Source organism: Candidatus Methanoperedens sp. BLZ2, assembly GCF_002487355.1.
In the GTDB taxonomy this organism is placed as follows: Archaea; Halobacteriota; Methanosarcinia; order Methanosarcinales; family Methanoperedenaceae; genus Methanoperedens.
The window spans coordinates 67,477-89,884 of the sequence record NZ_NTMG01000040.1; the positions used below are offsets into that span (position 1 = coordinate 67,477).

At 38.5% G+C, this 22,408-nt stretch carries 21 protein-coding genes and 3 tRNA genes; 12 read left to right on the forward strand and 12 right to left on the reverse strand.

Translation table 11 applies throughout. The annotated features are described in order from the left end of the window. Positions 1 to 130 precede the first annotated feature (130 nt). Positions 131 to 544 carry a TIR domain-containing protein gene (locus CL181_RS06820; RefSeq protein ID WP_097298558.1) on the forward strand — a complete coding sequence of 138 codons (414 nt, stop codon included), beginning with the start codon at positions 131 to 133 and terminating at the stop codon, positions 542 to 544. Positions 545 to 595: 51 nt separating this feature from the next. On the opposite strand, the gene CL181_RS06825 is transcribed toward CL181_RS06820, so the two are convergent. Further along, entirely contained in the window at positions 596 to 1,975 is a 1,380-nt protein-coding gene (locus CL181_RS06825; RefSeq protein WP_097298559.1) for a DUF4231 domain-containing protein, read from the reverse strand. Between the two features lie 120 nt (positions 1,976 to 2,095). On the opposite strand from CL181_RS06825, the gene CL181_RS06830 reads away from it, so the two are divergent. The 3 genes from CL181_RS06830 (at position 2,096) to CL181_RS06840 (ending at position 4,724) form a co-directional block, all read left to right on the forward strand. Then, positions 2,096 to 2,512, forward strand: a complete 417-nt coding sequence (locus CL181_RS06830) for a DUF4062 domain-containing protein (protein ID WP_176505102.1) — start codon at positions 2,096 to 2,098, stop codon at positions 2,510 to 2,512. 164 nt (positions 2,513 to 2,676) lie between these two features. Further along, entirely contained in the window at positions 2,677 to 3,561 is an 885-nt protein-coding gene (locus tag CL181_RS06835) for a hypothetical protein (RefSeq protein WP_097298561.1), read from the forward strand. Between the two features lie 290 nt (positions 3,562 to 3,851). Then, positions 3,852 to 4,724 (forward strand): TIR domain-containing protein, encoded by an 873-nt coding sequence (locus CL181_RS06840; RefSeq protein ID WP_097298562.1) that lies wholly within the window; start codon positions 3,852 to 3,854, stop codon positions 4,722 to 4,724. 789 nt (positions 4,725 to 5,513) lie between these two features. Here CL181_RS06840 and CL181_RS06845 read toward each other — a convergent pair. The 7 genes from CL181_RS06845 to CL181_RS06875 form a co-directional block, all read right to left on the reverse strand. Continuing rightward, positions 5,514 to 6,584, reverse strand: coding sequence for an AAA family ATPase (locus CL181_RS06845; protein WP_097298563.1), 1,071 nt, complete (start codon positions 6,582 to 6,584; stop codon positions 5,514 to 5,516). Between the two features lie 121 nt (positions 6,585 to 6,705). Next, positions 6,706 to 7,902 (reverse strand): tyrosine-type recombinase/integrase, encoded by a 1,197-nt coding sequence (locus CL181_RS06850; RefSeq protein ID WP_097298564.1) that lies wholly within the window; start codon positions 7,900 to 7,902, stop codon positions 6,706 to 6,708. A gap of 114 nt (positions 7,903 to 8,016) precedes the next feature. After that, positions 8,017 to 8,089, reverse strand: a tRNA-Asp gene (locus CL181_RS06855). Between the two features lie 77 nt (positions 8,090 to 8,166). Continuing rightward, positions 8,167 to 9,225, reverse strand: coding sequence for an ABC transporter substrate-binding protein (locus CL181_RS06860; RefSeq protein WP_097298565.1), 1,059 nt, complete (start codon positions 9,223 to 9,225; stop codon positions 8,167 to 8,169). Between the two features lie 7 nt (positions 9,226 to 9,232). Beyond that, positions 9,233 to 11,038: a sensor histidine kinase gene (locus tag CL181_RS06865; protein WP_141398826.1), complete on the reverse strand. Its 1,806-nt coding sequence runs from the start codon at positions 11,036 to 11,038 to the stop codon at positions 9,233 to 9,235. Positions 11,039 to 11,059: 21 nt separating this feature from the next. Then, positions 11,060 to 11,569, reverse strand: coding sequence for a response regulator (locus CL181_RS06870; RefSeq protein ID WP_097298567.1), 510 nt, complete (start codon positions 11,567 to 11,569; stop codon positions 11,060 to 11,062). Beyond that, entirely contained in the window at positions 11,566 to 11,871 is a 306-nt protein-coding gene (locus CL181_RS06875) for a hypothetical protein (protein WP_097298568.1), read from the reverse strand. The genes CL181_RS06870 and CL181_RS06875 overlap by 4 nt, the downstream gene beginning before the upstream one ends. 429 nt (positions 11,872 to 12,300) lie before the next feature. Here CL181_RS06875 and uvrC point away from each other — a divergent pair, with 429 nt between their 5' ends. From uvrC to CL181_RS20210, 3 genes are all read left to right on the forward strand, one after another. Then, positions 12,301 to 14,064 (forward strand): excinuclease ABC subunit UvrC, encoded by a 1,764-nt coding sequence (gene uvrC / locus CL181_RS06880; RefSeq protein ID WP_097298569.1) that lies wholly within the window; start codon positions 12,301 to 12,303, stop codon positions 14,062 to 14,064. Positions 14,065 to 14,184: 120 nt separating this feature from the next. Beyond that, on the forward strand, positions 14,185 to 14,319 hold the full coding sequence (locus CL181_RS21120; protein ID WP_255251465.1) for a hypothetical protein: 135 nt from the start codon (positions 14,185 to 14,187) through the stop codon (positions 14,317 to 14,319). 113 nt (positions 14,320 to 14,432) lie between these two features. Then, complete coding sequence (locus tag CL181_RS20210) at positions 14,433 to 14,591, forward strand: hypothetical protein (RefSeq protein WP_176505103.1); 159 nt, start codon at positions 14,433 to 14,435, stop codon at positions 14,589 to 14,591. Between the two features lie 2 nt (positions 14,592 to 14,593). Here the strand turns inward: CL181_RS20210 and CL181_RS06885 are convergent, their stop codons facing one another. Further along, positions 14,594 to 15,331, reverse strand: coding sequence for a V4R domain-containing protein (locus CL181_RS06885; RefSeq protein WP_097298570.1), 738 nt, complete (start codon positions 15,329 to 15,331; stop codon positions 14,594 to 14,596). Positions 15,332 to 15,439: 108 nt separating this feature from the next. Beyond that, a complete protein-coding gene (locus CL181_RS06890; RefSeq protein ID WP_097298571.1) occupies positions 15,440 to 16,675 on the reverse strand; it encodes a transposase in 1,236 nt (411 codons plus the stop codon). 360 nt (positions 16,676 to 17,035) lie between these two features. Here CL181_RS06890 and CL181_RS06895 point away from each other — a divergent pair, with 360 nt between their 5' ends. The 3 genes from CL181_RS06895 to CL181_RS06905 all read left to right on the forward strand — a co-directional run bounded on the left by CL181_RS06895 (position 17,036) and on the right by CL181_RS06905 (position 20,087). After that, positions 17,036 to 18,541: a hypothetical protein gene (locus CL181_RS06895; protein ID WP_097298572.1), complete on the forward strand. Its 1,506-nt coding sequence runs from the start codon at positions 17,036 to 17,038 to the stop codon at positions 18,539 to 18,541. Between the two features lie 87 nt (positions 18,542 to 18,628). Further along, positions 18,629 to 19,648: a methyltransferase domain-containing protein gene (locus tag CL181_RS06900; protein ID WP_097298573.1), complete on the forward strand. Its 1,020-nt coding sequence runs from the start codon at positions 18,629 to 18,631 to the stop codon at positions 19,646 to 19,648. Between the two features lie 365 nt (positions 19,649 to 20,013). Further along, positions 20,014 to 20,087, forward strand: a tRNA-Arg gene (locus tag CL181_RS06905). An 81-nt stretch (positions 20,088 to 20,168) separates the two neighbouring features. Here the strand turns inward: CL181_RS06905 and ftsZ are convergent. Both ftsZ and CL181_RS06915 read right to left on the reverse strand, forming a co-directional pair. Beyond that, positions 20,169 to 21,350, reverse strand: coding sequence for a cell division protein FtsZ (gene ftsZ, locus CL181_RS06910; protein ID WP_097298574.1), 1,182 nt, complete (start codon positions 21,348 to 21,350; stop codon positions 20,169 to 20,171). A gap of 130 nt (positions 21,351 to 21,480) precedes the next feature. Next, positions 21,481 to 21,554, reverse strand: a tRNA-Val gene (locus CL181_RS06915). Between the two features lie 188 nt (positions 21,555 to 21,742). Here CL181_RS06915 and CL181_RS06920 point away from each other — a divergent pair. Both CL181_RS06920 and CL181_RS06925 read left to right on the forward strand, forming a co-directional pair. Further along, the gene (locus CL181_RS06920) at positions 21,743 to 22,039 is read left to right on the forward strand and encodes a hypothetical protein (protein ID WP_097298575.1); all 297 of its coding nucleotides are present in this window, start codon (positions 21,743 to 21,745) and stop codon (positions 22,037 to 22,039) included. A gap of 46 nt (positions 22,040 to 22,085) precedes the next feature. Beyond that, positions 22,086 to 22,385, forward strand: a complete 300-nt coding sequence (locus CL181_RS06925; RefSeq protein WP_097298576.1) for a hypothetical protein — start codon at positions 22,086 to 22,088, stop codon at positions 22,383 to 22,385. Positions 22,386 to 22,408 lie beyond the last annotated feature (23 nt).

Genomic DNA, 22,408 nt, shown 5'->3' on the forward strand with positions numbered 1-22,408 from the left:
GAATTATTATGATACTATCGTATTACCACCTTAGCTCTCGGGGAGCATGCGAGAAGCATCACGATAATGCAAAAAATTGATGCTTTTCTATATCATATGTTTTTATATATTGTAGTTGTCTGAACATATGATGTCAAATATTTATAATCTTTTCATTAGTCATTCATGGATTTATGGCGATGCTTATGAAAAATTGATTATGCTTCTTGATAATCGGCCCTATTTTTTTTATAATAATTATTCAATACCTAAAAATGATCCAGTACATACTAATGGAACAGATAGAGAATTATATGATGCCATTAAGAACAAAATCTCGCCATCAAGCGTTGTATTGATTATGGCGGGAGTATATTCTTCGTATAGTAAATGGATAAACAAAGAGATTAAAATTGCAAAGGTGGAGTTTTCAAAACCTAAAAAAATTATTGGAATTGAACCGTGGTGGTCTGAAAAAACATCTACATTGGTGAAAGCTAATGCTGATCTGATTGTTAGGTGGAATACAGAATCAATTGTATCAGCAATAAGAGAATTATCATAGGAAGGATTTAATAAGGAACTAATCTGTAGAGTTCAAGATTCACCTTTCCTTTTATATGAACCATTCTGTTTCGAGCATCAAACGCAGCCATTCTCGATGCTCTGCTCTAAGAAGCTCTTCACAACGCCAGAGAAGGTTCAGTACCTGCGTTGCATTAAGTTTATCCCTGTTTATCTCCTGTTCTAGCTTCTCATCCATCTTTTCAAGAGCTTTTTGTTTTGATCTGTATATCGCTGCACTCCTGGCATATTCATTAGTTGACCTGAAGGTGCGGATGCCTGCACCTACCACGGGAATGGATGCTGCAAGCAAGAGTAAAAATACACTGAAACCATGAAGCAGAGGAATAAAGATATCAATAATAAAATGTGTAAAAACTAAAATAATGCTTATAAAAAAGAGCGGAACTGGCAGATATTTAGAAGACCTATCACTATTTTCATAACGTATTGCCTGTTTACTAAAATACTCCCGCTGAACCGATATACGTTTTTCCCGATAATATTTCACCATTGCTACAAGTTTTTTTTCATCGATCTTGCTAATATCAGGCTGAGGAGGATCCGATAGCATCTCTTCTTCTTTGATACATTGATCAATCGATGGACATGATATGCTGTCGATCCTATCTATTTCCTTTAACATCCGGTCTTTCCAATCTTTTATTTCTGCCTTGTTTTCAGACTTATGGCACAAACAGGGATCTACCAGAAAATGGAACTTTAAAGACCTGAATAATTCAGCCCTGTGGCGGTACAAAAACCAGTTCTTTTGATATTTCTTAAAAAGACCAACAATTACGGCAAAAAAAGCAATAGCTGCTACAAAAAACTCTGCATATGTGATCAAATCATCTGGAATAACGGTTGCTAATCCCTCTGTCCCAGGAAACTGCCTGGAAATAATATCCCCAAGTTCTTTAACAGCCAGTGATATAATGGCTAATATTATGGCAGTAATACCAAATACTGTAGCCGTTTTTGCAAACCTTCTATGCGATCTTTGTAATCTGATAGCTTTTTTATCAGAATCGTCATATTTGCCCCAGAGACTCTTATGAAGAATTTCAAGCGCATCTCTTATTGAGGCATAGCGAATATTGATCTCTATGCCTGTATCATGCATATCGTAATTTGGAACTTTCATTGAATTTCTTTCGATATTATATCCTAAAGCGACTATTGCTTTGAGGGTCTCCATGGCAGCTTTTCGATCATATTCTTTATCAGATTCATTCAAATTTTCATAAGCCACCAGGCAAGGATGCTCTTTTTTTTCGTCATCTCGCTTTGGGCCGAATTTCCATCCTTCGGATATACGCTGGCGGGCCCAATTATCATGGGCATTCTTTGAAAGAAGCTCTGTCAACTCAAGAATATCATCTGTGAGTTCTATATCCAAGGTATCAATAGGCTTTGGCGTGTATTCCATTATTCACCCTTTAGGCTTCTTTATAGATCAATCAAAGACTATATCGGCAATCATACTTTATGAATATATCGAAGAATATAAATCCATTAGAGTAAAAAGGTAATATCTGATGGGGAAACCTTGGTCATAAAAACACTGAAACAAATTGATGTCTTCATTTCCTCGCCAAGTGATGTGGATGAAGAGAAAAAGATTGCCTTAAAGGTCATAGAGGAGTTGAATTCAAGGCCTTACATTTCTGACAAATTTGCTATCAAAGCTTTAGAATACAAAACAGAAGTGCCACCCGTTGTTGGCATTACACCACAAAGGACTGTTGATCTCTATATGATGAAGGCTGATCAAGCTAATATTCTTATATGCATCCTATGGAGCAGGATGGGGACTCCTGTCTTCGATGAAGAAACAAATAAAAAATATCAGTCGGGCACAGAATATGAGTTCACAACAGCCTATAATTTCTGTTTCATACTTCGATTTTTGTTATTGTTCCAGGAAGGGAAGAGATTAAGTGGTATGCAATTATACGGGAAATAAATGACATGGATAAATCGTTTCTGGATATTGTTTTTAGATGTGACCTCGATAATACTCAAGTCAAATCGGCAATTTATGATTTTTCATACAATTTATAAGACAAGAAAATGAATTCAGTCCGATAATGTTGAGGATTTCAAATACACATTTAGGTGAGTGATAATATGGAGGAATACCATTATTTTGTAGCTCATGAATTTACTTCAAAACATAGAGACGATCTCCGAGAAGCTATTGATCAAGCCTTTAAAGGAACCGGATTAAATGCATGCTATGGGGACTTGGAATTTAGAAGTGGGGAACATATTTTGAAAAAAATAGAGGATAGGATACTTGCAACACAATTTGGTATCTATGATATCACGAATGAAAATCCAAATGTTTATCTTGAGTTAGGTTTAGCAAAAGGTGCCGGTAAAACATTATATATAATCTGTAAGAAAGGTACAAAGATTCGTGCTGATTTGCAGGGACTTGATAGAATCGAATATGAGAATTGTGAGAACCTAACCGATGAGATAAAGAAAAAAATAAGCGAAAAAGAGTTTGAAAGGATTAACATGATAAAAGCTCAAAGAAAAACGTATGAAAATTATACGATGTATGAAGAAAATGTACTGACTAATTGTGTTAGATTATACAAAGCTGAATTGTTACTCCATAAACAGGGATATGATGTTGAGGACAAAGAAGCACACTCACAGAAAGCGTGGTTTGCTGATTTATCGTTAAGAAAAGACCACATTATCTATGGCCCCTATGAAGAATTAGATGAACAAGGAAATTATATAGCATTTTTTAATATAAAAATAAATGATAACCAATCAATGGAACAAATTTTATTACTTGATGTAGCTGGAGCTGGTGGTGGTGAAAGGATAGTTTATGGAACTGATTTTAATAGACCTTTTGTATATCAGCTTTTTGGGGTCAGATTCAATTATCATGGCAAAGGAAAGTTGGAATATAGGGTTTATAATTTAAGAACATTAAAAATAAAAATATGGATTGATTACGTGGCTTTAGTAAAACCATCGATGCCAATTTAATAAACAAGTAGAATACCGTTCAAAATCCAACTCTGCGCCTGAAAAGATAAACAAAACACTGAAAATTGTAACACTGCAAAACCATCGAGAATCCACAAGATGCCCTCGGCCTCGGTCGGGGGTAAATGACTGCAACACGCGCTCGTTCTCATGCTCGGATAAGTAAGAAAAACAGAAAACTCAGTGCACAATTTAAAATTAGGCGCTCTCTATCGAAAATAAATACCAGCAAATATAAAAAGTAAAAAGAACAATTTATAATAAAAAGATGATAATTGGAGAATAATGATATGGAGGAATACCACTATTTTGTAGCTCATGGATTTAGCGGGGGAATGAGTGAAGATTTCCAACAGGCTATTAATCTAGCCTTTATAGAAACAGGATTAAAAGCATTATATTGGGACCGAGAATTTAAGAGTGGAGAACATATTTTAAAGAAAATTGAGGAGAGGATACTTACAACACAATTTGGTATCTATGATATTACGAATCAAAATCCAAATGTCAGTTTGGAGTTAGGCTTGGCAAAAGGTGCAGGTAAATCATTGTATATCATTTGTCAGAAGGGTACGAAAATCCTCTCTGATCTACAAGGACTCGAAAGAATCGAGTATGAGGATTATAAGGACCTAACCAATAAGATAAAGGGATATATAATTAAAAGTGAGTCTGAAAGGATTAACGAGATAAAAGCTCAAAGAAAAACTTATGAAAAGCACATGATGCCAGAAGAAGATGTGCTGAAGAATTGTGTTAAATTATATAAAGCTGAATGGTTACATCATAAATTTGGTATTGAGGTTGAGGATAAAGAAGCACATTCACAGAAAGCATGGTTTGCCGATTTATCGGAGTTAAGAGACCACGTTATATATGGTCCCTATGAAGAATTAAACGAACAAGGAAATTATATTGCATTTTTTAAGATAAAAATAGACGACAATCAATCAATAGAACCGATTTTATTTCTTGATGTTGCTGGAGGTGGTGGTGGTGGAAGGATGCTTTGCGGAATTGATTTTGATAAGCCTTTAACATATCAGCTATTTGCGATTAGATTCAATTATCCTGGCAAAGGAAAGATGGAATATAGAGTTCATAATCGAAAAAAACAGAATTTAAAAGTATGGATTGATTATGTGGCTATAGTAAAACCATGAGTATGTAACATTTTTTGCTGAAACTGAGTTCGTATCACAATTATGGAGACTATTATACGAGGTCTAAATGAGGATAGACTATAGCGTCTGTGGCTATTGTTTTCATGTAAAAGCTTGATAAATGTGCGTATAAACATTATTAGATGCAGAATACTATTTTTATATATTTATAATTAATGAGACAATCGCAATCTTGTTTCGCTGTGGCTGGGTGCCAACCATCGTCACAGGAAGTCCTACAATATCCAACTATGTAGCAGTTTCGATTCAGTGAACCAAAGACGAAGCGAACATTGGTGCAAGGGCCATAGTACACCATAGAAAAGTTGTGTCAATCCTTGGAAATCCTCAGACTACATACGATTGAGCCACTCTTTTTCTGCCAATAATTTTTGCACCAAAGACTGTAATGTTGTAATGGAAGAACTCATGGTTATATTGAATGTCACTGCATATGATGCTTCTTTCCAGAGTGCCAAGTGAGGATATGGATAGTTTTAAGGTCGTACTCGAATACCCGATATATCGTTTTGCATCTGACATTGCTTTTTGATCGAGGACAAGGCTGTATTGAGGTCAGAACTTTGCCTCATGAGGTAGAGTCACTCTACGAGGATAGATCCCCAGAACAAATCTTCTTCTCAGCCGATTCCGTAATGGCTTTTCATGAATTGATTTGGGATAATTCGTCGAACAGACCCAACCTTTGACCACTCAAAGTAGCGTTATCTTATGATCGCATTATCATTATTTGCATCCTGAATTTCGTTTTTGTCATAACAGTGATGGTTATTTCGCAATTATTACTCTTGTTCTCCCGTTCTTACCCCGGTTTTCAATGTGTGAATAGACCAATTTAGCATTGACTAACTTGTTTAGCGATTTATGAAATGTAGTATATCCTTTTCTGGTGCGCTTGCTGAAAGCACAAAATAAATCGCCAGCTTGCGATGTTCCCAGGTCTGAAGCCAGGTTTAGAAGCGCCGTTTCCGAATCCGTGATTACTTTTAGATATCTTTTCATTCTTTCATTTGAGGCTTCGATGAGTGCAGTATCCACATCTATGAACTCTGCAATAGTAGAGGCACGCTTTTCAGCAATAATAACTGAACGTTTCAGAAGATCTATTCCAAACCTGATATCTCCTTTAGACACAGCATAGTCAGTGATTTTTTCTATAATTTCGTTTTTAACAACATTTGAGTATAATCCAATCTTTACTCGCGTATTCAGGATATCAAAGGTTTCGTCCCAGCTATATGATGGAAATTTGATTATTGTGGGTATGAATACTGAAGTAAGTCCATTATCAAGTAAAGGACACTGGGTGCTGTGCACCGAGCTTAAACCAACAGAAATGGGATATTCTTCGTGGAGTCTAAGAAAATTGTTCACTATATCAAGGAAAATTTTCCTTGAAACCAGAAAATCCGCATCATCCAGTATCACAAACATACTCTTATTTCTTGTCATAAGTGTTTTTGCGATCTTCTCATAGAGTTTTTTCAATGCTATTCCTGACGTCGGCGGTTCTATTCCCGTGATCTTTTTATATATCTCGGCAAGCACTGAATAATGTGTTTGTGTATACCTGCAATTGACATAAGCCAAAATGAGGTTTGAAGGAGATATCTGCTCTGCCTGATCAATGATTTTTTTGAACGATGTGGTCTTCCCCGTACCCGGAGGACCTAGGCATATTATATTCTGGGGTTGCTTACCTTCTATCCCGGGCGCAATGGAATAACCTATGCTTTTCATTTGTGCCTCTCGATAAAGAAAGGTTTCGGGGACATACCCGGAATCAAATATTTCTCTATCTTTAAAGAGCGTCTGCTCCCATGTTAGATAATTTTTCATAGTTCATATCCTGGCGCATATTTTTGTAAATTGTCAGATGCGCATTTTTGATCCGTGGAAAATTATCCTGCTTAATATTAACTGTTAGTATAGCGTGGTGAAAGTATTCTTGTTTGTTGAATTATTTCTTTATTTTTTCTGTTTCATTTCTGGCTTCCATATGCCCTTTTAGGAGCTCCAGAAGAGCTGGCTCCTGCCTTATCAAATCCATGAGTTCCATCGTGAGTGATGCGCGCTCTTTATCAACATTAAAGACTGTAACCAGATCCAGCGCAGCACCGCATTTATTGCAGAATTTGCCGGTAGCTCCATTTATTGTACCGCATCTGGGGCATTTAATGGGGGCAAGCTCCTTATCCTGCGGGGTATTATCTTTTACAAGGCCATGTGCTTTGAGAAGAGCATCATCGAGATTCTTGCCTGAACGGTGAACATAGATCCTTGTCATCCTGGATCCCTGTATCCAGCCAAAGTATTCATCCATCATCGAATCTGTGAGAATTCCAGACTTTTCGGTTGCACTGGTATGCCTGAAAAGATGGTTATATACCCGTTTTTGGATTCCAGCTCTCACAGCAATTCTTTTTATACGCATGCTTATTGCATGATACATAAGTTGTCGGCATTTGTTACCTTCCAGCCCGTTAGACCTTCCGTTTCCTCCCAATCTTATCCAGAAAGGGGAATTGGGATCTAATTTCCTGGGATGGATATCAAGCCATGCGCTCAGATAAGGGGCTGAGAATATTCCTCTGACACGTCTCATTCCAGTTTTCCCGTTAACGATAAAAATTGCTCCATAATTATCAAAATGAATATCCTTGTTCTGCAAACCTGCAAGTTCTCCTATTCTGCACCCTGTTTCGTACAGCGCTGCTATCATAGCTTTATCCATCGGATGCATGGCGCTATCTATCATTTTCAAGACTTCTTCTCTGGTGAAAATATCCGGGATTTTATTCTTGACGGCTTTTATAATTATCAAATTGGCAAGGTCGTTTTTCCCATTTGCCTTGAGAAAACTTTTAAAGCACATCTTGTAACTATATTTTGTCCAGTCCGCCAGATCTTTGCGTTGCAACCATTCAAGGAACAGCTCAATATCCTCTTTTTCAAATGAGTCGAGGTCTTTGTTTAACTTTTCGCATATCACTCTGAGTACTGAAAGATATGTTTCAATTCTTGCGGTAGTAAATTCCTTAATAAAGAGCTTCCGCTCGAAATCAAACAGAATTTTTTTATTTTTTTCACTGAGATTACTTTTCCTGACCTTCTCTTCAACTCTTTCGAGCCTTTTTTTGTAATCATGTATATCCATAACTAACACTCCATTTGCCAATAGATTAAAAGTCTGAAGCAAGCACGAGTGAAAGTGCAAGTACACTGTGGAAAGATCTAAAACACTGCGTAGGGAGTTGAACAAAAAAGAAAACGTCCGGGCCGGGATTTGAACCCGGGTCGGAGACTCGACAGGCCTCCATGATAGGCCGCTACACTATCCGGACTTTGGGGGGATTTTCCTTTATGGTTTAGATGCATTTAAGTCTTTTGATACGTAAATCTAAAATGAGCTGAATAATAGTCATTGAGTTTTTATCTCATACCCATTAAACATTTTTCTCATAATGGTATCCTGGCACGTGCCAAATCCCGGAGTTGCGATCTTTTGACCGTTCAGGTCATCGACCGAAGTAATATTAGAATCCGCCCTGACCACAAGGGAAGTTCCTCCGGAATTCACACCATTTACGATATGTATCCTCCCATTGTCATTTATCTTATATCTTAAAAGCACGGAGGTTCCGACTATTGCAGCATCAACTTCCCTGTGATTTAAGGCATCTGTTATTGCCCTGCCGCTTCTGTAACCTGTTAACTGTAGATTCTTTCCGGTAATAAGCCCGACCTTCTCAAAATAACCTCGTTTCTGGGCTATATATATTGCAAAATAATGTGAATTTCCCTCGATATATCCAAATCGGAGACTCCCATTAACACGGGGCGGAATCCAGTTCGGGTCCTCGTCCAGTTTTTTTCTTACCTCATCATAATATTTACTAATATATAATTTAGAGAGAAAATCATTAACATCCGTATATCCCAAAGAACTAATATTTTTCTTTAAAACATCGGCTTTACTCATAATGTCAATGGCTCTTTTTGTTTCGTTAAGATCTGGATATTCTATATAAACAGTATTATTAATGACTGCTGAGGTCATATTTTCATTAATTCCTGAGAATTCCTGCCCATATTCCAGAACTATTTCCCGGTTTACCGGATTATTAATGAACCTTGTTCCTTTAACCTCTGCCCAAACCAGGGCTTTTATCATATCTTCATCTTTCAGGTCTTCTGATATAGCCAGCACGCAAGATGGATGGTTCTCCCAGATATCCTTAGAATTTACAAGATACCTGCCATAACCCTCGGAAACCGCTTTTGAAGGGTTTGGCTCCCATGAAATGAAACCCGCGATGGAGTTGTTCACAAGCGCCTTTGACATCTCATCTGCTGTCATCGACACAACAAAAATTGATTTTTGATCATTGGGCATGGCAGTTTTTCCGGATATTTCATAAAACATAAGTCCTGAGGCCACTACCAATACGATCGCACCTAATACAATATAATTCTTCATATCATGATCAACCTTTCTTTAATTTGAAACTGAATGTACTGCCCTTCCCGGGTTCACTTTCTACTTGAATTATGCTTCCATGTGCCCTGATAATTCCGCTTGATATAGAAAGGCCGAGTCCGCATCCGCCCGTTTTTCTCCTAGAAGAACTGTCAACCTGATAAAACTTATCAAATATCTTTTCGAGTTTTTCTTTCTCAATCCCGATACCTGTGTCTTTCATATTGACCTCTATCCCATCCGCATCTTCTTTTGCGCTAAGGATAATACTTCCACCCGCCGGTGTAAATTTTAATGCATTCTCAAAGAGATTATTCACCACAATTATAAGCTTTTCCATATCAGCCATAACAGGGGACAGATTATCCGGAACGTCTATAATTATGGATATGTCCTTTTTAAGAGCAACCTGTTTTATGTTCTCAAATGATGCATCTGCTATTTTCCTGATCCCGATAATATCCAGCTTGAGTTCTGTCTTGCCTGCTTCGATCTTTGACAGGTCAAGAATATCATTTATGAGCCTGGTCTGGCGGTCAATATTTCTCAGAATTATCTGAAGTATTTCTTTCCTGTCAGCAGGAACGATATTTGCATCAGATTCGAGATACTCAGCCGAGATCTTCATAGATGAAAGAGGTGTTTTCAACTCATGGGAAACAAGAGATAGAAAATCAGATTTCAATTCATCTAATTTTTTCAATTCTTCATTTGCAGCTGTAAGTTCTTTATTCTTTATTTCGAGATCTTTATTTGCCACATCAATTTTCATTTCAAGCTTTTTTCTTATATCCAGGAGTTCACTTGCGGTCGAATTAAATATCTCTGTCAGCCGACCTATTTCATTCCCGGAAGAGACAGGTATGGCTTTGAAATTCCCGCTAAGCATTCCAAGAGCCCCCTCTTCAAGAGATTTGACGGGTCTTGTGATGTTACTGGAAACAACTAAAGCAAGAAAGATCACCCCCATTACTGCCAGAATTGAAATCTCGACCATCACCCGTCCCAGTATCAGTGCACCGGCATAGGCTTCATCGATGTTCTTTTCTGCTATGAGTCCCCATCTGTAAAGAGGAAGCCAGTAATAAGAGCCAAGCACATTTTCTCCTTTATAACTGACATATTCATTGATGCCGTTTTTTTCATATGTGACTTCCCTGACCGCGAAATTATTATTTATGTTATTAAGCAGGATAAGTGACTGGTTCTCATGGAATATTATGTCTCCTTTCTGGTTGACAATAAATACCTCGCCGGATTTTCCGATATCGATCTGTTCTATTATCCTGTACAGGTTCTCAAGGCTTATTCGTGCTGCAAAGACTCCCACTATTTCCCCGTTCTTACGTACAGGATTGGTTATTATTATTTCAGGGGCATCAGTGGTGTTGGATTTATAAACATCCGATACAGATATTTTTCCTTTTGAAGCCTCGATAAAATAATTTTCTGTTCTTTCATTTCCTGTTCGATAAATATTAGAGAAAATTATATTCCCATCAAGGTCAAGTGTATAGAACTCCCTGTATACGCCCCTGTGCTCGCGTTCAAAGGTGCCCAGGAACTCTTTGAAGTTTTCTTTTTCCGTTGTTAAGCTTACCCTGGATTGGGATATTACACGGATATCATCTTTTCTTGTATCCATCCAGTTATCGATCACATTCCCGGTATTATCGGTTGCCCCAAGCAGGTTGGACATCACCGATTCACGGATAGCTAACTTACTGTATTCATAGGATATGTAAACAACCGCGGATAAAGGTACTACTGATATGATCAAAAAAAAGATAATCAGTTCTGACCGTAATCTCACATATTCCTCACAACCTCATTCTTAGTTTTTCGTCCTTCGAAGAACACTTTTCACACGGGCTTTCAATTCATTAAGATTGAAAGGTTTTGTCACATAATCGTCTGCGCCAATATCCAGGCCTTTAACTTTATCCCTGACTGCATCTTTCGCAGTAAGTATAATAACCGGGATATTTTTTGTTATGGGATCTTTTTTTAATTTTTCGCACACTTCATAGCCGTCCATTTCAGGCATCATGAGGTCAAGAAGTATAATGTCGGGAATCTCGGTTTTAGCTTTAATGAGCGCCTCCGGACCATTGCCTGCCCCGATGACAATATAATCTTCGACTTCAAGAGACCTCTTTAAAGGCAGAAGTGTATCGATCTCATCATCAACTAACAGGATCTTTGACCTCTTATCTGAAAATCCTTCTATTCTTTGTGCCACTTCATCTTCAGGAATTCCAAGTATTCCGGAAATCTCGGAATTAGATATTTTTTCATTTTTCTTTATTAATTCAATTATTTTATTATCTATATCCCCATTCATTGTTTTTCACCACCGTTCATCAAACGTTTCAGGTCGTCATTGATTTTTAGCAGGTATTTAGTCAGCTCGCTATCCATATTCAGCCTGAAAACCCGGATCTGTTTTCCAAGCGGTTTTTCTGTAATTACATTAATTTCAAGGAGCGGCTCTATTACTCTTGATACAGTGGAATGGGAAAGGCCTGTAACTGCAGCGATCCCTGACAGGTATGTGTCATTATTCTTATTATCAAGCAAATGTTCAAGGACTACCAGCTGAGCTGTTTTACCAAAGATTTTTTCAAGAAAATTGGGATTTTGCATAAATAAGATTAAGACTACTCTATTGTTATATAATAATATCCTTTTTTCAGCATCCCTATATATCAAAGTTTAAACCATAGCTAATACTTAAATGAATCACTATATTTTCAAATGCTTGAACTTGAATATGAACGGCTTAACCGTAAATGTTATATACAATATAATATATGTATAGACTTGTCGATGAATAGTCCAGAATGAAATTGGGTGGCTATCGACGGGTTGGGGAGTGGAGGTTTTAAAACTCAATTGAAAGATCATGGGATTTATCAAATCTGCTTAAATAAATTAACAATGAGCAGGTAACTTTTTATTTATTCAGATTAATTGTATCTTGAATAAGAAAATCAACCACAGAGGACTCAGAGTTCGCAGAGATGATTTGTTTTCTTCTCTGTGTCTTCTGTGCACTCTGTGGTTTTTACAAATATGACAAAAAATATTGACGATGTAAAAAAACTCCCTGTTTCCCCTGGCGTGTACATTATGAAAGACAGGGAAAACAAAGTGATCTATGTCGGGAAAGCAAATTCACTTCGAAGCAGGGTAAGCCACTATTTCAGGGAGCAGGAATCACCCAAAAACCGCCTCCTCATGAAAAATTTTTGGGATCTGGAATATATTACAACCGGAAACGAGATAGAGGCACTGGTTCTTGAATCAAATCTAATTAAAGAACACAGGCCGCGCTATAACGTAAAACTCAGGGATGATAAAAATTATCCTTTTATCAAGCTAACCAATGAGAAATTTCCGCGCATATGCATTTCCAGGAGACGGGAAAAGGATGGGGCACAATATTTCGGGCCGTATCCAGGGTCCAAAGCAGTAAGGGAAGTGATAAAAATGGCTTCAGGTCTTGGTATCAGGAGATGCAAGAAGAAACTACCCTGTCCCCCATGCCTCAATTACCATATTAAGCAATGTGCTGCACCCTGTCTTGGCAGTATCACGAAAGAGGAATATCTTGAAATAATAAATAATGTCACAACTTTCCTTAAAGGAAAACAAAATCAGTTAATCCAATCACTCAATATGGAAATGGAACGGCTTTCGCAAATGCAGGATTATGAAAAGGCTGCCCGGATCCGCGACCAGATCAATGCCTTACTTGAACTTTCAGAAAAGCAGCGGGTGAATCTTTCGGGCAGGAAAGAACAGGATATTATTGCATATGCAGTTAAAGGAAATTCTGGCAGCGCACAGGTATTCCATGTAAGTGGAGGAATACTCATCGGGAGGGAGACTTTTTCACTTGACACTGCAGGATCAGAAGATAAAGAGATTCTTCCAAGCTTAATAAAACAATATTACCAGAATGTAGAACCTCCTGAAGAAATAATAACCCCGGAGGAAATTATTGATGAGGCAATATCCCTATGGCTTTCAGGAAAAGGTTCAAAGGTCAAGACGCCAAAAAATAAAGTTGAGAAAGGGTTGATGGATCTTGCCATGGAAAATGCCGGAATGCTGCTTAAACAGGAAATACTTTCACGCAGTTTGGGGGCAAATGAGGCACTTCCCGGCCTTAAGGATGCATTATCACTTCCGGTTTTACCTTCATTAATAGAAGCCTTTGATATTTCAAACATCAGCGGAACGAATGCAACAGGCTCCCTCGTTTCGTTTGAGAATGGGGTACCGGATAAAAAGAATTACCGCAGGTTCAGGATAAGAACAGTTGAAGGCGCGGATGATTATGCTATGATCGGGGAAGTTGTGGGAAGAGCATATTCAAGGCGGATTGAGGAAGGAAAGCGGATGCCTGACCTGGTCTTGATAGATGGTGGAAAAGGGCAGTTAAGTGCAGCTCAATATGCTATTTCAAGACTTGGGCTGAAATTGAATATTGCATCCATTGCAAAGGAATTTGAATATATTTTTACTCCGGATAAGGAATCCCCGGTTATCTTACCTTATGAGTCAGCAAGCCTTAAGTTGCTGCAAAGGATCAGGGATGAAGCACACAGGTTCGCGCTTTCGTATCACAGGAAACTGCGTGGTAAAAAAATCACGGAATCTTTGCTTGACAGGATACCAGGAATTGGTATCAGGAAGAAACAGGCTCTTTTGAAGTATTTCGGATCAGTTGATGAATTAAGGAAAGCGGATGTTACCAGGATAAAAAAGGCGCCCGGGATAACGGGAAAAGATGCAGAAAATATTCAAAAGTTTTTACAATCGGCTATTTGAGTATAAAGTAAAACATGCTAAGTTATAGATTGAACCATTATTTATTCTATGAACTATTAGCACTATTAATCATGATAAGCTTTAAATAGAATGAATAATCATTATAGATTGGTGATTAAAATGGAGACTTTAATACAACCAGACCTTGTGATGAAGAGGAAAGTATGCGAGAATTGCGGTGAAGGTACTTTTGAATTTTGTGATGATATGAAATTGGGCACCTATCTGTGCCAGGATTGCTCAGTACCGGAATAAGATTCCTCTAACGTTTTTTAATTTCTTTCCATATTTTTTTATTGAAAAATCTGCCCCATTCCAATCGTCAGTTTTAATACAGATTCTTGCAATAAATGCTGTGGAGGTATTCTATGGGATGCCAGCACTTTAAAAATACACGCTGTATGCTTGACCCGAAGTTTCATAAACCATCACAGGCCGAGATAGCAAGCTTCTGTGACACTGAAAATTATTCGGACTGTCCGGTTGTCAATAAATTCAGCGGGCTTGAATGCATGTCTTGCAGTTAACATTAAACTTCTAATTTTTCAATGACGAATTTGCAATTATCATACCCGGTACCATAACATTCTATCTCCCGTACCCTGAATTCTGATTTCAATTTACTGGACAAAACCCCTTCAATGATCCCCTCATCCATGGAACACAATGTTTTTCCCACATCTGGCATTTTGCCGCAATTATAACAATCAATAACCGAAATTTCTGTTTGATCGCCTTTTAATAAGTTCATTTCCCCAAGTTCATGTTCTGCCCAAAAAACAGATAATTCTTCAAGTATGCCTGCAAAACTACGGGATTTCAATTCCGGACTGATCCTTTCGCCAATACTGTTCCCAAGTGTTTTTAAAATAGGTGCCGGGTCTATTCCATATGCTTCCATTCCATATCGAAGTGTGCAGAAAAGTTTTTCTTTGAATGAATTCCCGTTCGATATTGAAATGCAATCCATTTGTATTTTATAATGGTTATTCAATGGTGTCTGTGAAAAAGCAAGATATATGGCATTTAAAACAAAAAATTTTTTCCGTTTATCATTCGGGAATGTTTTTTCCCGGATAAGATCTAATTCCTTTAGATCGTTCAGGTGTACCGAAATCGTGGATTTTGCCTTCATAGATTTTTCCACAAGTTCATCAAATGATGCAGTCCCGTTTTCAAGGATTTCCAGGATTTTTAATTTTACCGGACTGTCCAGCGCTATCATACCATGATCGGTATATAAAATTGCTGTTGTCCGACTTTCCATAGAGTCTAAATTGTTTTAGTAATATAAATACTGTTCGTTTATGTACGAAAGTATATTTGGTGGTTACCAAGACCCCCTTAAAACCATTGGTAGATTTTTATTCACCTCCTATGTGAGATATACAACTGAAGAAAGATTTTCTTTTATTCCATGCTGCAATCGTGTAAATGCTACTGCCAGCATGACAATACAACACTCTGTCACATGAAGATCAATATTCTTCATACCTTTGCCATTCAAGTGAATTTCAACTTCAAGATGATCTTTCAGATAGCTATTGATTCCTTCGTTGCTGTTTCTTCTATGATAAAGATCAAGAATATTATCCGGACATTCCTCATACCTTTGCATATATTCATTTCTGAAATACATGGCGACAGGATCATGAAATCCTTTTTTGACAAGAAATTGCATCATATATTCAAGAGAAGCATCTTTCTTATATTTTGGATCTTGCCAATTTTTTCTATAGAGATAATTAATCTCCCGTTCAGGGGAGTAGAAGTAGGTTTTTCCGTTAAATTTATGCTCGTATTTTACATTTTCTCTCCAATCCTTGTCAATATGATAATGTGACATCAAACCCATTTCAACATGAGCAAACGCAATGTTTTTGTTACTATTATAACCGCCATCAAACCATGTCTCCTCCATGTTCATCCTGGCAGATACTGCCGTCATTCGGAGCATATCTTCAAGATACGGGTCATCACTTTCTGTACCACCGCATACCTTTTTAGCCAGAGGAATATTATGCTCATAATCCATAGTTATTTGTGCTTTAATCATCTCTTTCTTATAATACCCATTGTATTTTCCATCAGGATCGTTATGCGTCTTGATCGGGGTACTATCTGTTCCTGTACATTTTCCAATTTTTAAACCCAGTTTGTTGCCAGTATCTACAACTTTTATGCAAAAAAGCTGCATTATCGCATCCATGCCTTTGTTATCCATTCTTACCTTTTCGAAATGCCTTAAAGTTTCATGATCTGGAACAATGACGTTGCCATCCGGATCAATATTGAAACCCAATTCCAGTGCCTCATCTGGATGTGTTTTTAAGTATCTTTCCTCTTTCGTAAAATATTTTATTGTCTTTATGTTTCTCCAGATAAATGTCTTTACCATTGCCCTTCTTGGGTATGTTTCCACTCCTTCTTTAACGGTGTAATGCTTGTTGATTTCAGGCATTATAGGGTCAAGATCTAATCCTTCCAGAAACTTTGATGCTCGAACACTATTCTTGAAGGTTGCATCTGTAAACTCTTCATTGTTTGAATCGGTCAGACCGATAAATTTGTCCCAATAGGTTTTTACGTGCCTATCTACATTAAATTCCAATGTTCACTCCTCCACTTATATTTATGACTAAAATACAATGGGGGGTGAACACTAATAATTATAGACCTATTTTTACAGTATTGTAACAATTACATTGGATTACTGCAAGCATAAAAAACAGATAAGTTTAAATGGCGAACCTATGAATTGGTAACCACCTATTTTTGGATAATGTAATAATGTAAAACTAATTTTTCGCATTATTAAAAAATACATTACTACAGAAATGGGTTCAAAGGGGGAAGAAAGCTCCCGACTTCAGTCGTGGAGATGAAATTCCCCTTTGAAATAAACACGGATTAGTTTCAGGCCGCTTAGCTAAGATTCAAGACCAAAACTATACATTCAACAATATGAAATATGAAATGCAAAACTCCCTCTTTCGTGCTGGAACTGCCATTAGAAACCACATCAGTACAGGAGACTGCCATTTTAACACGGCTGGAAGCTGGAAGGCATTTGTATAATGCCTGTCTTGGAGAAGCCCTGAAAAGACTTGACCTTATCAGGCAGTCCAGGGAGTTCAAGAAAATCATAGTATTGCCAGCAGGTAAAGAAAGAACTGAAAAATTCAGAAATTTGAATGGAGAATACGGTTTCACAGAGTATGCTCTTCATGATCATGCCGGTACGATAAGAGATAGTTGGATCAAAGAGCATATCAACAGCCATATAACGCAGAAAATAGCTACAAGAGCGTTCAAAGCTGTCCAGAAAAAGGCATTCGGGAAAGCCAAAAATGTAAGGTTCAAAGGCAAGAACCAGTTCGATACCCTTGAAGGGAAAAATAACCTGACCGGGTTAATTTTCAGGAATAATTCGTTGTACTGGTCGGGTCTGGAAATACCATGCGTGATCGATGAAACTAATAAAGTCATCGCATACGGCTTAAAACCTGAACATAAGATCAAATACTGCCGGATCGTCAGGAGAAAGATCAATTCAAAGAACAGGTTCTATATTCAGCTCATCCTTGAAGGAAAACCGTACCAGAAACCAGAACATAAGATAGGTAATGAAGAAATAGGACTGGATATAGGCCCAGGTACAATAGCTATTGTGGGAGGTATAAAAGCTGAATTGAAACAGTTCTGCAGTGAACTTGTACCTAAACAGGAAGAGAAACGGAAACTGCAGAGGAAAATGGACAGGCAGAGGCGGGCAAATAACCCCCAGAATTATAATACGAATGGAACTGTCAAGAAGGGTAAGAAGAAATGGAAAAAATCCAATCATTATAACAAAACAAGCAGCCAGGCAGCAGAACTCGATAGGAAATTGGCTGCCCACAGAAAATCTCTTCATGGAAAAGATATTAACGAGATCATAGCCACGGGAACGAGAATAAACACAGAAAAAATCCCTTATATTTCATGGCAGAAGAATTTTGGAAAATCAGTGCTAATGAGAGCACCATCAATGTTCATAAGCAGCCTCAAAAGAAAAGCTGAGAATGCTGGAGGATACTTGAACGAATTCCCTACAAACAGCACAAAGCTGTCTCAGGTATGCCATATCTGCGCAAATGCAGTTAAAAAACCTCTCAGCCAGAGATGGCATATTTGCTGTGGTATAGAAATGCAAAGAGACCTGTATTCAGCGTTCCTGAGCAAATGTATTGATGTAAGTACAGGCTCCCTTGATATAGCCAGGGCAAGGTTGCTCTGGCCAGGTCTGGAACCAGTCCTGAGCGCGGCGGTATCAAGGGTAATTCAATCTGCAAATGGCGGGAAAATGGTTCCTGCCAGCTTCGGAGTAGGCCGGAGACTGAGCGGATCGCCCGTTAAACCAGAAGCGACTATAACTGAGGCTGTGGATGCTGTAATCCGAATCAATGAAGATGAGAGCCACAGAGAGGTTATATGAACTCCTGGAATCTCCGGCTTCAGCCATGGAGAGGGCTCAAAAAATATAGGTAACATAAATATGAAACCATGGACATTATGACATATCATGACCCGTGATAAACATACTATTAAATTCACAAAACCAATTTATTCAAATTCAGAAGGTTTACAGCTTTCAACGCCCGAAACAGTCGCGAAATATATAGCACGAAGACTAAAGACAGATATAATCGCAGACCTGGGCTGCGGGATCGGAGGACAGGTTATTTTTTTTGCAAAAGAGTGCAGGAAAGTCTATGCAGTTGAAAGAAATCCTGAAAAGCTTGAGTATGCAAAACAGAATTGCAGGTTATATGGTGTTGACAATGTTGAATTCATACCCGGTGATGCGCTATCTCCTGAGATAAAAGAAAAAGTATCTGATGCTGACATCATTTTTTCCGATCCTGCAAGACCTCTCTCAGAGAAGGAAAGGACTCTTGAGAATCTTGAGCCATCAATTCCTGAAATAATAAAAATATATTCTGATATTACACCCGATCTTGCATTCCATGCGCCCCCCCAGATGCCGCCTGAGCGGATAGTTCTTGATTGCGAGCGCGAGTACCTTTCATTGAATGGGCAATTGAACAGGCTGACATTATATTCAGGCTCGCTAAAATCCTGTGATAGAAGTGCTGTTGTGCTTCCCGGCTGTGAAAGACTGGGTTCATCCGATGCTCCCCGGATCAGGAAAAGTCCTGTTTGTGATTATGTTTATGAACCCGAGCCTTCTGTTGTTAAAGCAAAGCTATTGAATGAATTAGCACAGATTCTGGCAAAAGAAAATAAAGATGTATTTTTCTATAAAGGTGATGAAAGGCGTACACTTTTGACCTCATCAAATCTTATTGGTTCCGGTTTTTTTAAAGACAGTTACAGGTTTTTAGCCAGTACGGAAAAGGATATGTTAAAATTAAAAGATATATTAAAATCCCGGAAAGCAAAGAATGTTGTCCTGCGGTTTGATATTGATCCTAAAAACTACTGGGAGATAAGGACAAAGCTTGAGGAAGGATTGGCCGGGACAAGGACGCTTCATGTATTCGGGTTCGGGAATGAGCTGGTCGTGTGCGAAAAGATATGAGCCGCAGGCAATTAGGATTTTGAAGTGTGTTTGAAAACCATATAATACGCTTATGGGCAGCCCCTTCACGAAAATATATTATTCCTGCTGGGGCCAAACACTCTTGGTAAATATGCTTCAGAAAGGGGCTTTAAACATAAACAAGATTGAAAGCCAAAGAAATTCTTTGCAATATCTAAGATTAAGCTTTTATTCACTTCATTATTCCATGAATTAAAACAATCATACAATATAACCTTTTTATAGTATCATGCCCGTTTCACCGCTAATTAGTTAAAAAGCAGGAAATTAATAAATCGAACAAAAACTATCAAAAATTTATAATTTAATACCTGCTAAACTATAAAACCCGTTGTCATTCCCTTGGACTCGTGGGGTAGCCAGGATATCCTGGCGGGCTTCGAACCCGCAGACCCGCGTTCGAATCGCGGCGAGTCCGTTAATTTTTATCAAATTGGAAAGAAGGTTTGAATTTTAGATAAAAAGAAAAAAGAATTTCCGGCTTATAACCGGAAATGGTTTATTGTAACCACCACCAGACCAGGATCAGTATTATCAAAAGTATTATTGCATACCAGACATAATTACTGCTCTTTTCTTCTTCAACCTCTGGTTGTGGTTTCGGCACCTCGATCCTTGGTGCAGGCTTTGGTTTTGGTGGCTCTTGTTTTGGCTCCTGCTTTAGTTCTGGTTTTGGTGGCTCTGGTTCAGGCTCTTTGACTTTTTCCGCGGAGCCTGATATGAATGGACTTTCAACACCGGTCAATACTGCCATGACACGGACTTTTCCTGTCAGGCTGTTATCTACTTTTGCGCCCCAGATTATCCTCTTGGTATTCGGGACCCTGTCCATGATCAATTCACCTGTGACCGCTACTTCTTCGAGTGTCAGGTCTTCGCCACCAACTATGTGGATAAGCACACCATAACAATCGGAAATATTTGTAACGTCAAGCAGTGGTGTACTGATGGCCTGTGAAACAGCTTTAATGACTCTATCCACACCATCTCCTTCACCAATGCCGATCGAAGAGATGCCGCCGCGTTCCATTACAGCGCGAAGGTCTGCATAGTCAAGGTTCACAAGGCTTGGCTGGGTGATAGTATCAGTAAGATTCTTTACAAATGCACCAACGAGCGCATTGGCAACATTAAGGGCTTCTTTTAAGGGCAGGTTTCCTGCAACTTCCCTTAATTTTGAGTTATCAATTATTACCACAGAGTCACAGGATTCTGCAAGCAGTTTTATTGCTTCTCTTGCTTTCTCCCTTCTTGACATTTCAATTGTAAACGGGATTGTAACGCAGCCGATGGTAAGTGCGTTAACGGAGCGGGTTAATTCTGCAACAACCGGTATTGCGCCAGTTCCAGTTCCACCGCCCAATCCGGCGACCAGGAATACAAGATTTGTACCTTCAAGTTCAGCTTTTAATTCATCGATATTTTCCCTTGTGGCCTGCGCACCCATTTCCGGGTAGCCGCCGCAGCCGTGACCCTTGCATATTTTTTCCCCGAGTAAGATCACTTTATCAGCTTTTTGAACGTAAAGATGATTTACATCAGTATTTGCTGCAATTATCCTTCCGCCTGTAATACCTTTTTCTGCAATCCAGGTCGTAATATTACAACCTGCACCACCTAAGCCTACGACGGCAACTGATGGTTTTGCTGCTTTTGCAAACTCTTTTAGATCTGTAACCATGTTTTGAAAGCCTCCTTCGAATGAATGGCTATATATTTATATTGTTATTTTACTATATATGCTTTTTCAACGAATTGCATAACAATAATGAGATTAAGATAACTGATAATAGCCAAAAATATGTTTAATATGGGCCCGCGGAGATTCGAACTCCGGATCTCCGCCATGTCAAGGCGACGTCATAACCAACTAGACCACGAGCCCGGTTTCTTCCCTGTAGTGGATTATTGTTATTAACTTTTAAGATTGTAGTTAGTTCCATCCACTTTTTGTATTAGGGGAGTGCCTCAATAAGACCTTGAGGTAAATATAACTTACGATAACGTTCTATAAGTTTACTGTAAGTTTACTGTTATTTTTAATCAGTATAAAAAATTAAATTTACGCAGGCTGTGGATATCGGGGCAGATGCAGCGCGTTTCCTGCCATTCCAGCCTCTACCCGGCACCCCGATGGAAAGCGGAACCGGAGAACCTGATCCTTCGTGCGCAGAATATGCGGTCAGGATAACCAGGGAATTCGAAAGCCATATCGCCATATTGAATAGATTGCTTGAAGCAGCAGAAAAACCTGATGTGAGGGGTATGCTTGTGAGGGCAAGTCTTCACAGGCGGTTGAGGGAAAATATACTTGATTTATCCAATACAATCATGGTTCAAAAAAAGCTGCTGGAACTGGAGTATAAATAAGCAATTGACCCAAGTTTTATATCGTAATAAATTAAAATAGTTCCTGATGGGAACTGTTAGTGCAAAGAAAAGGCTTGAGATCATAGAAAGGGATGTGATCCCTTCAATGTTCGTCGGTGTGCTCTCAAAGGACGACAAGTGGCTGGAACATACATTAAAAGAGACACTCCCCCAGCTTGAAGAACGGGCATACCGCCTGGCGCAGGAATGCAAGAAAAGCGGGGAATGCAAAGAAGATGATCCGTTAGTTGATGAAACACGTATCAGGGCTTTATTTGAAGATGCCCGCTCAAAACTTGGAAAAGAGCATCTCACAAGGGTGGCACATTCGAGGTATTCGCATTAACTATTTATTGGAAAATTGTGATT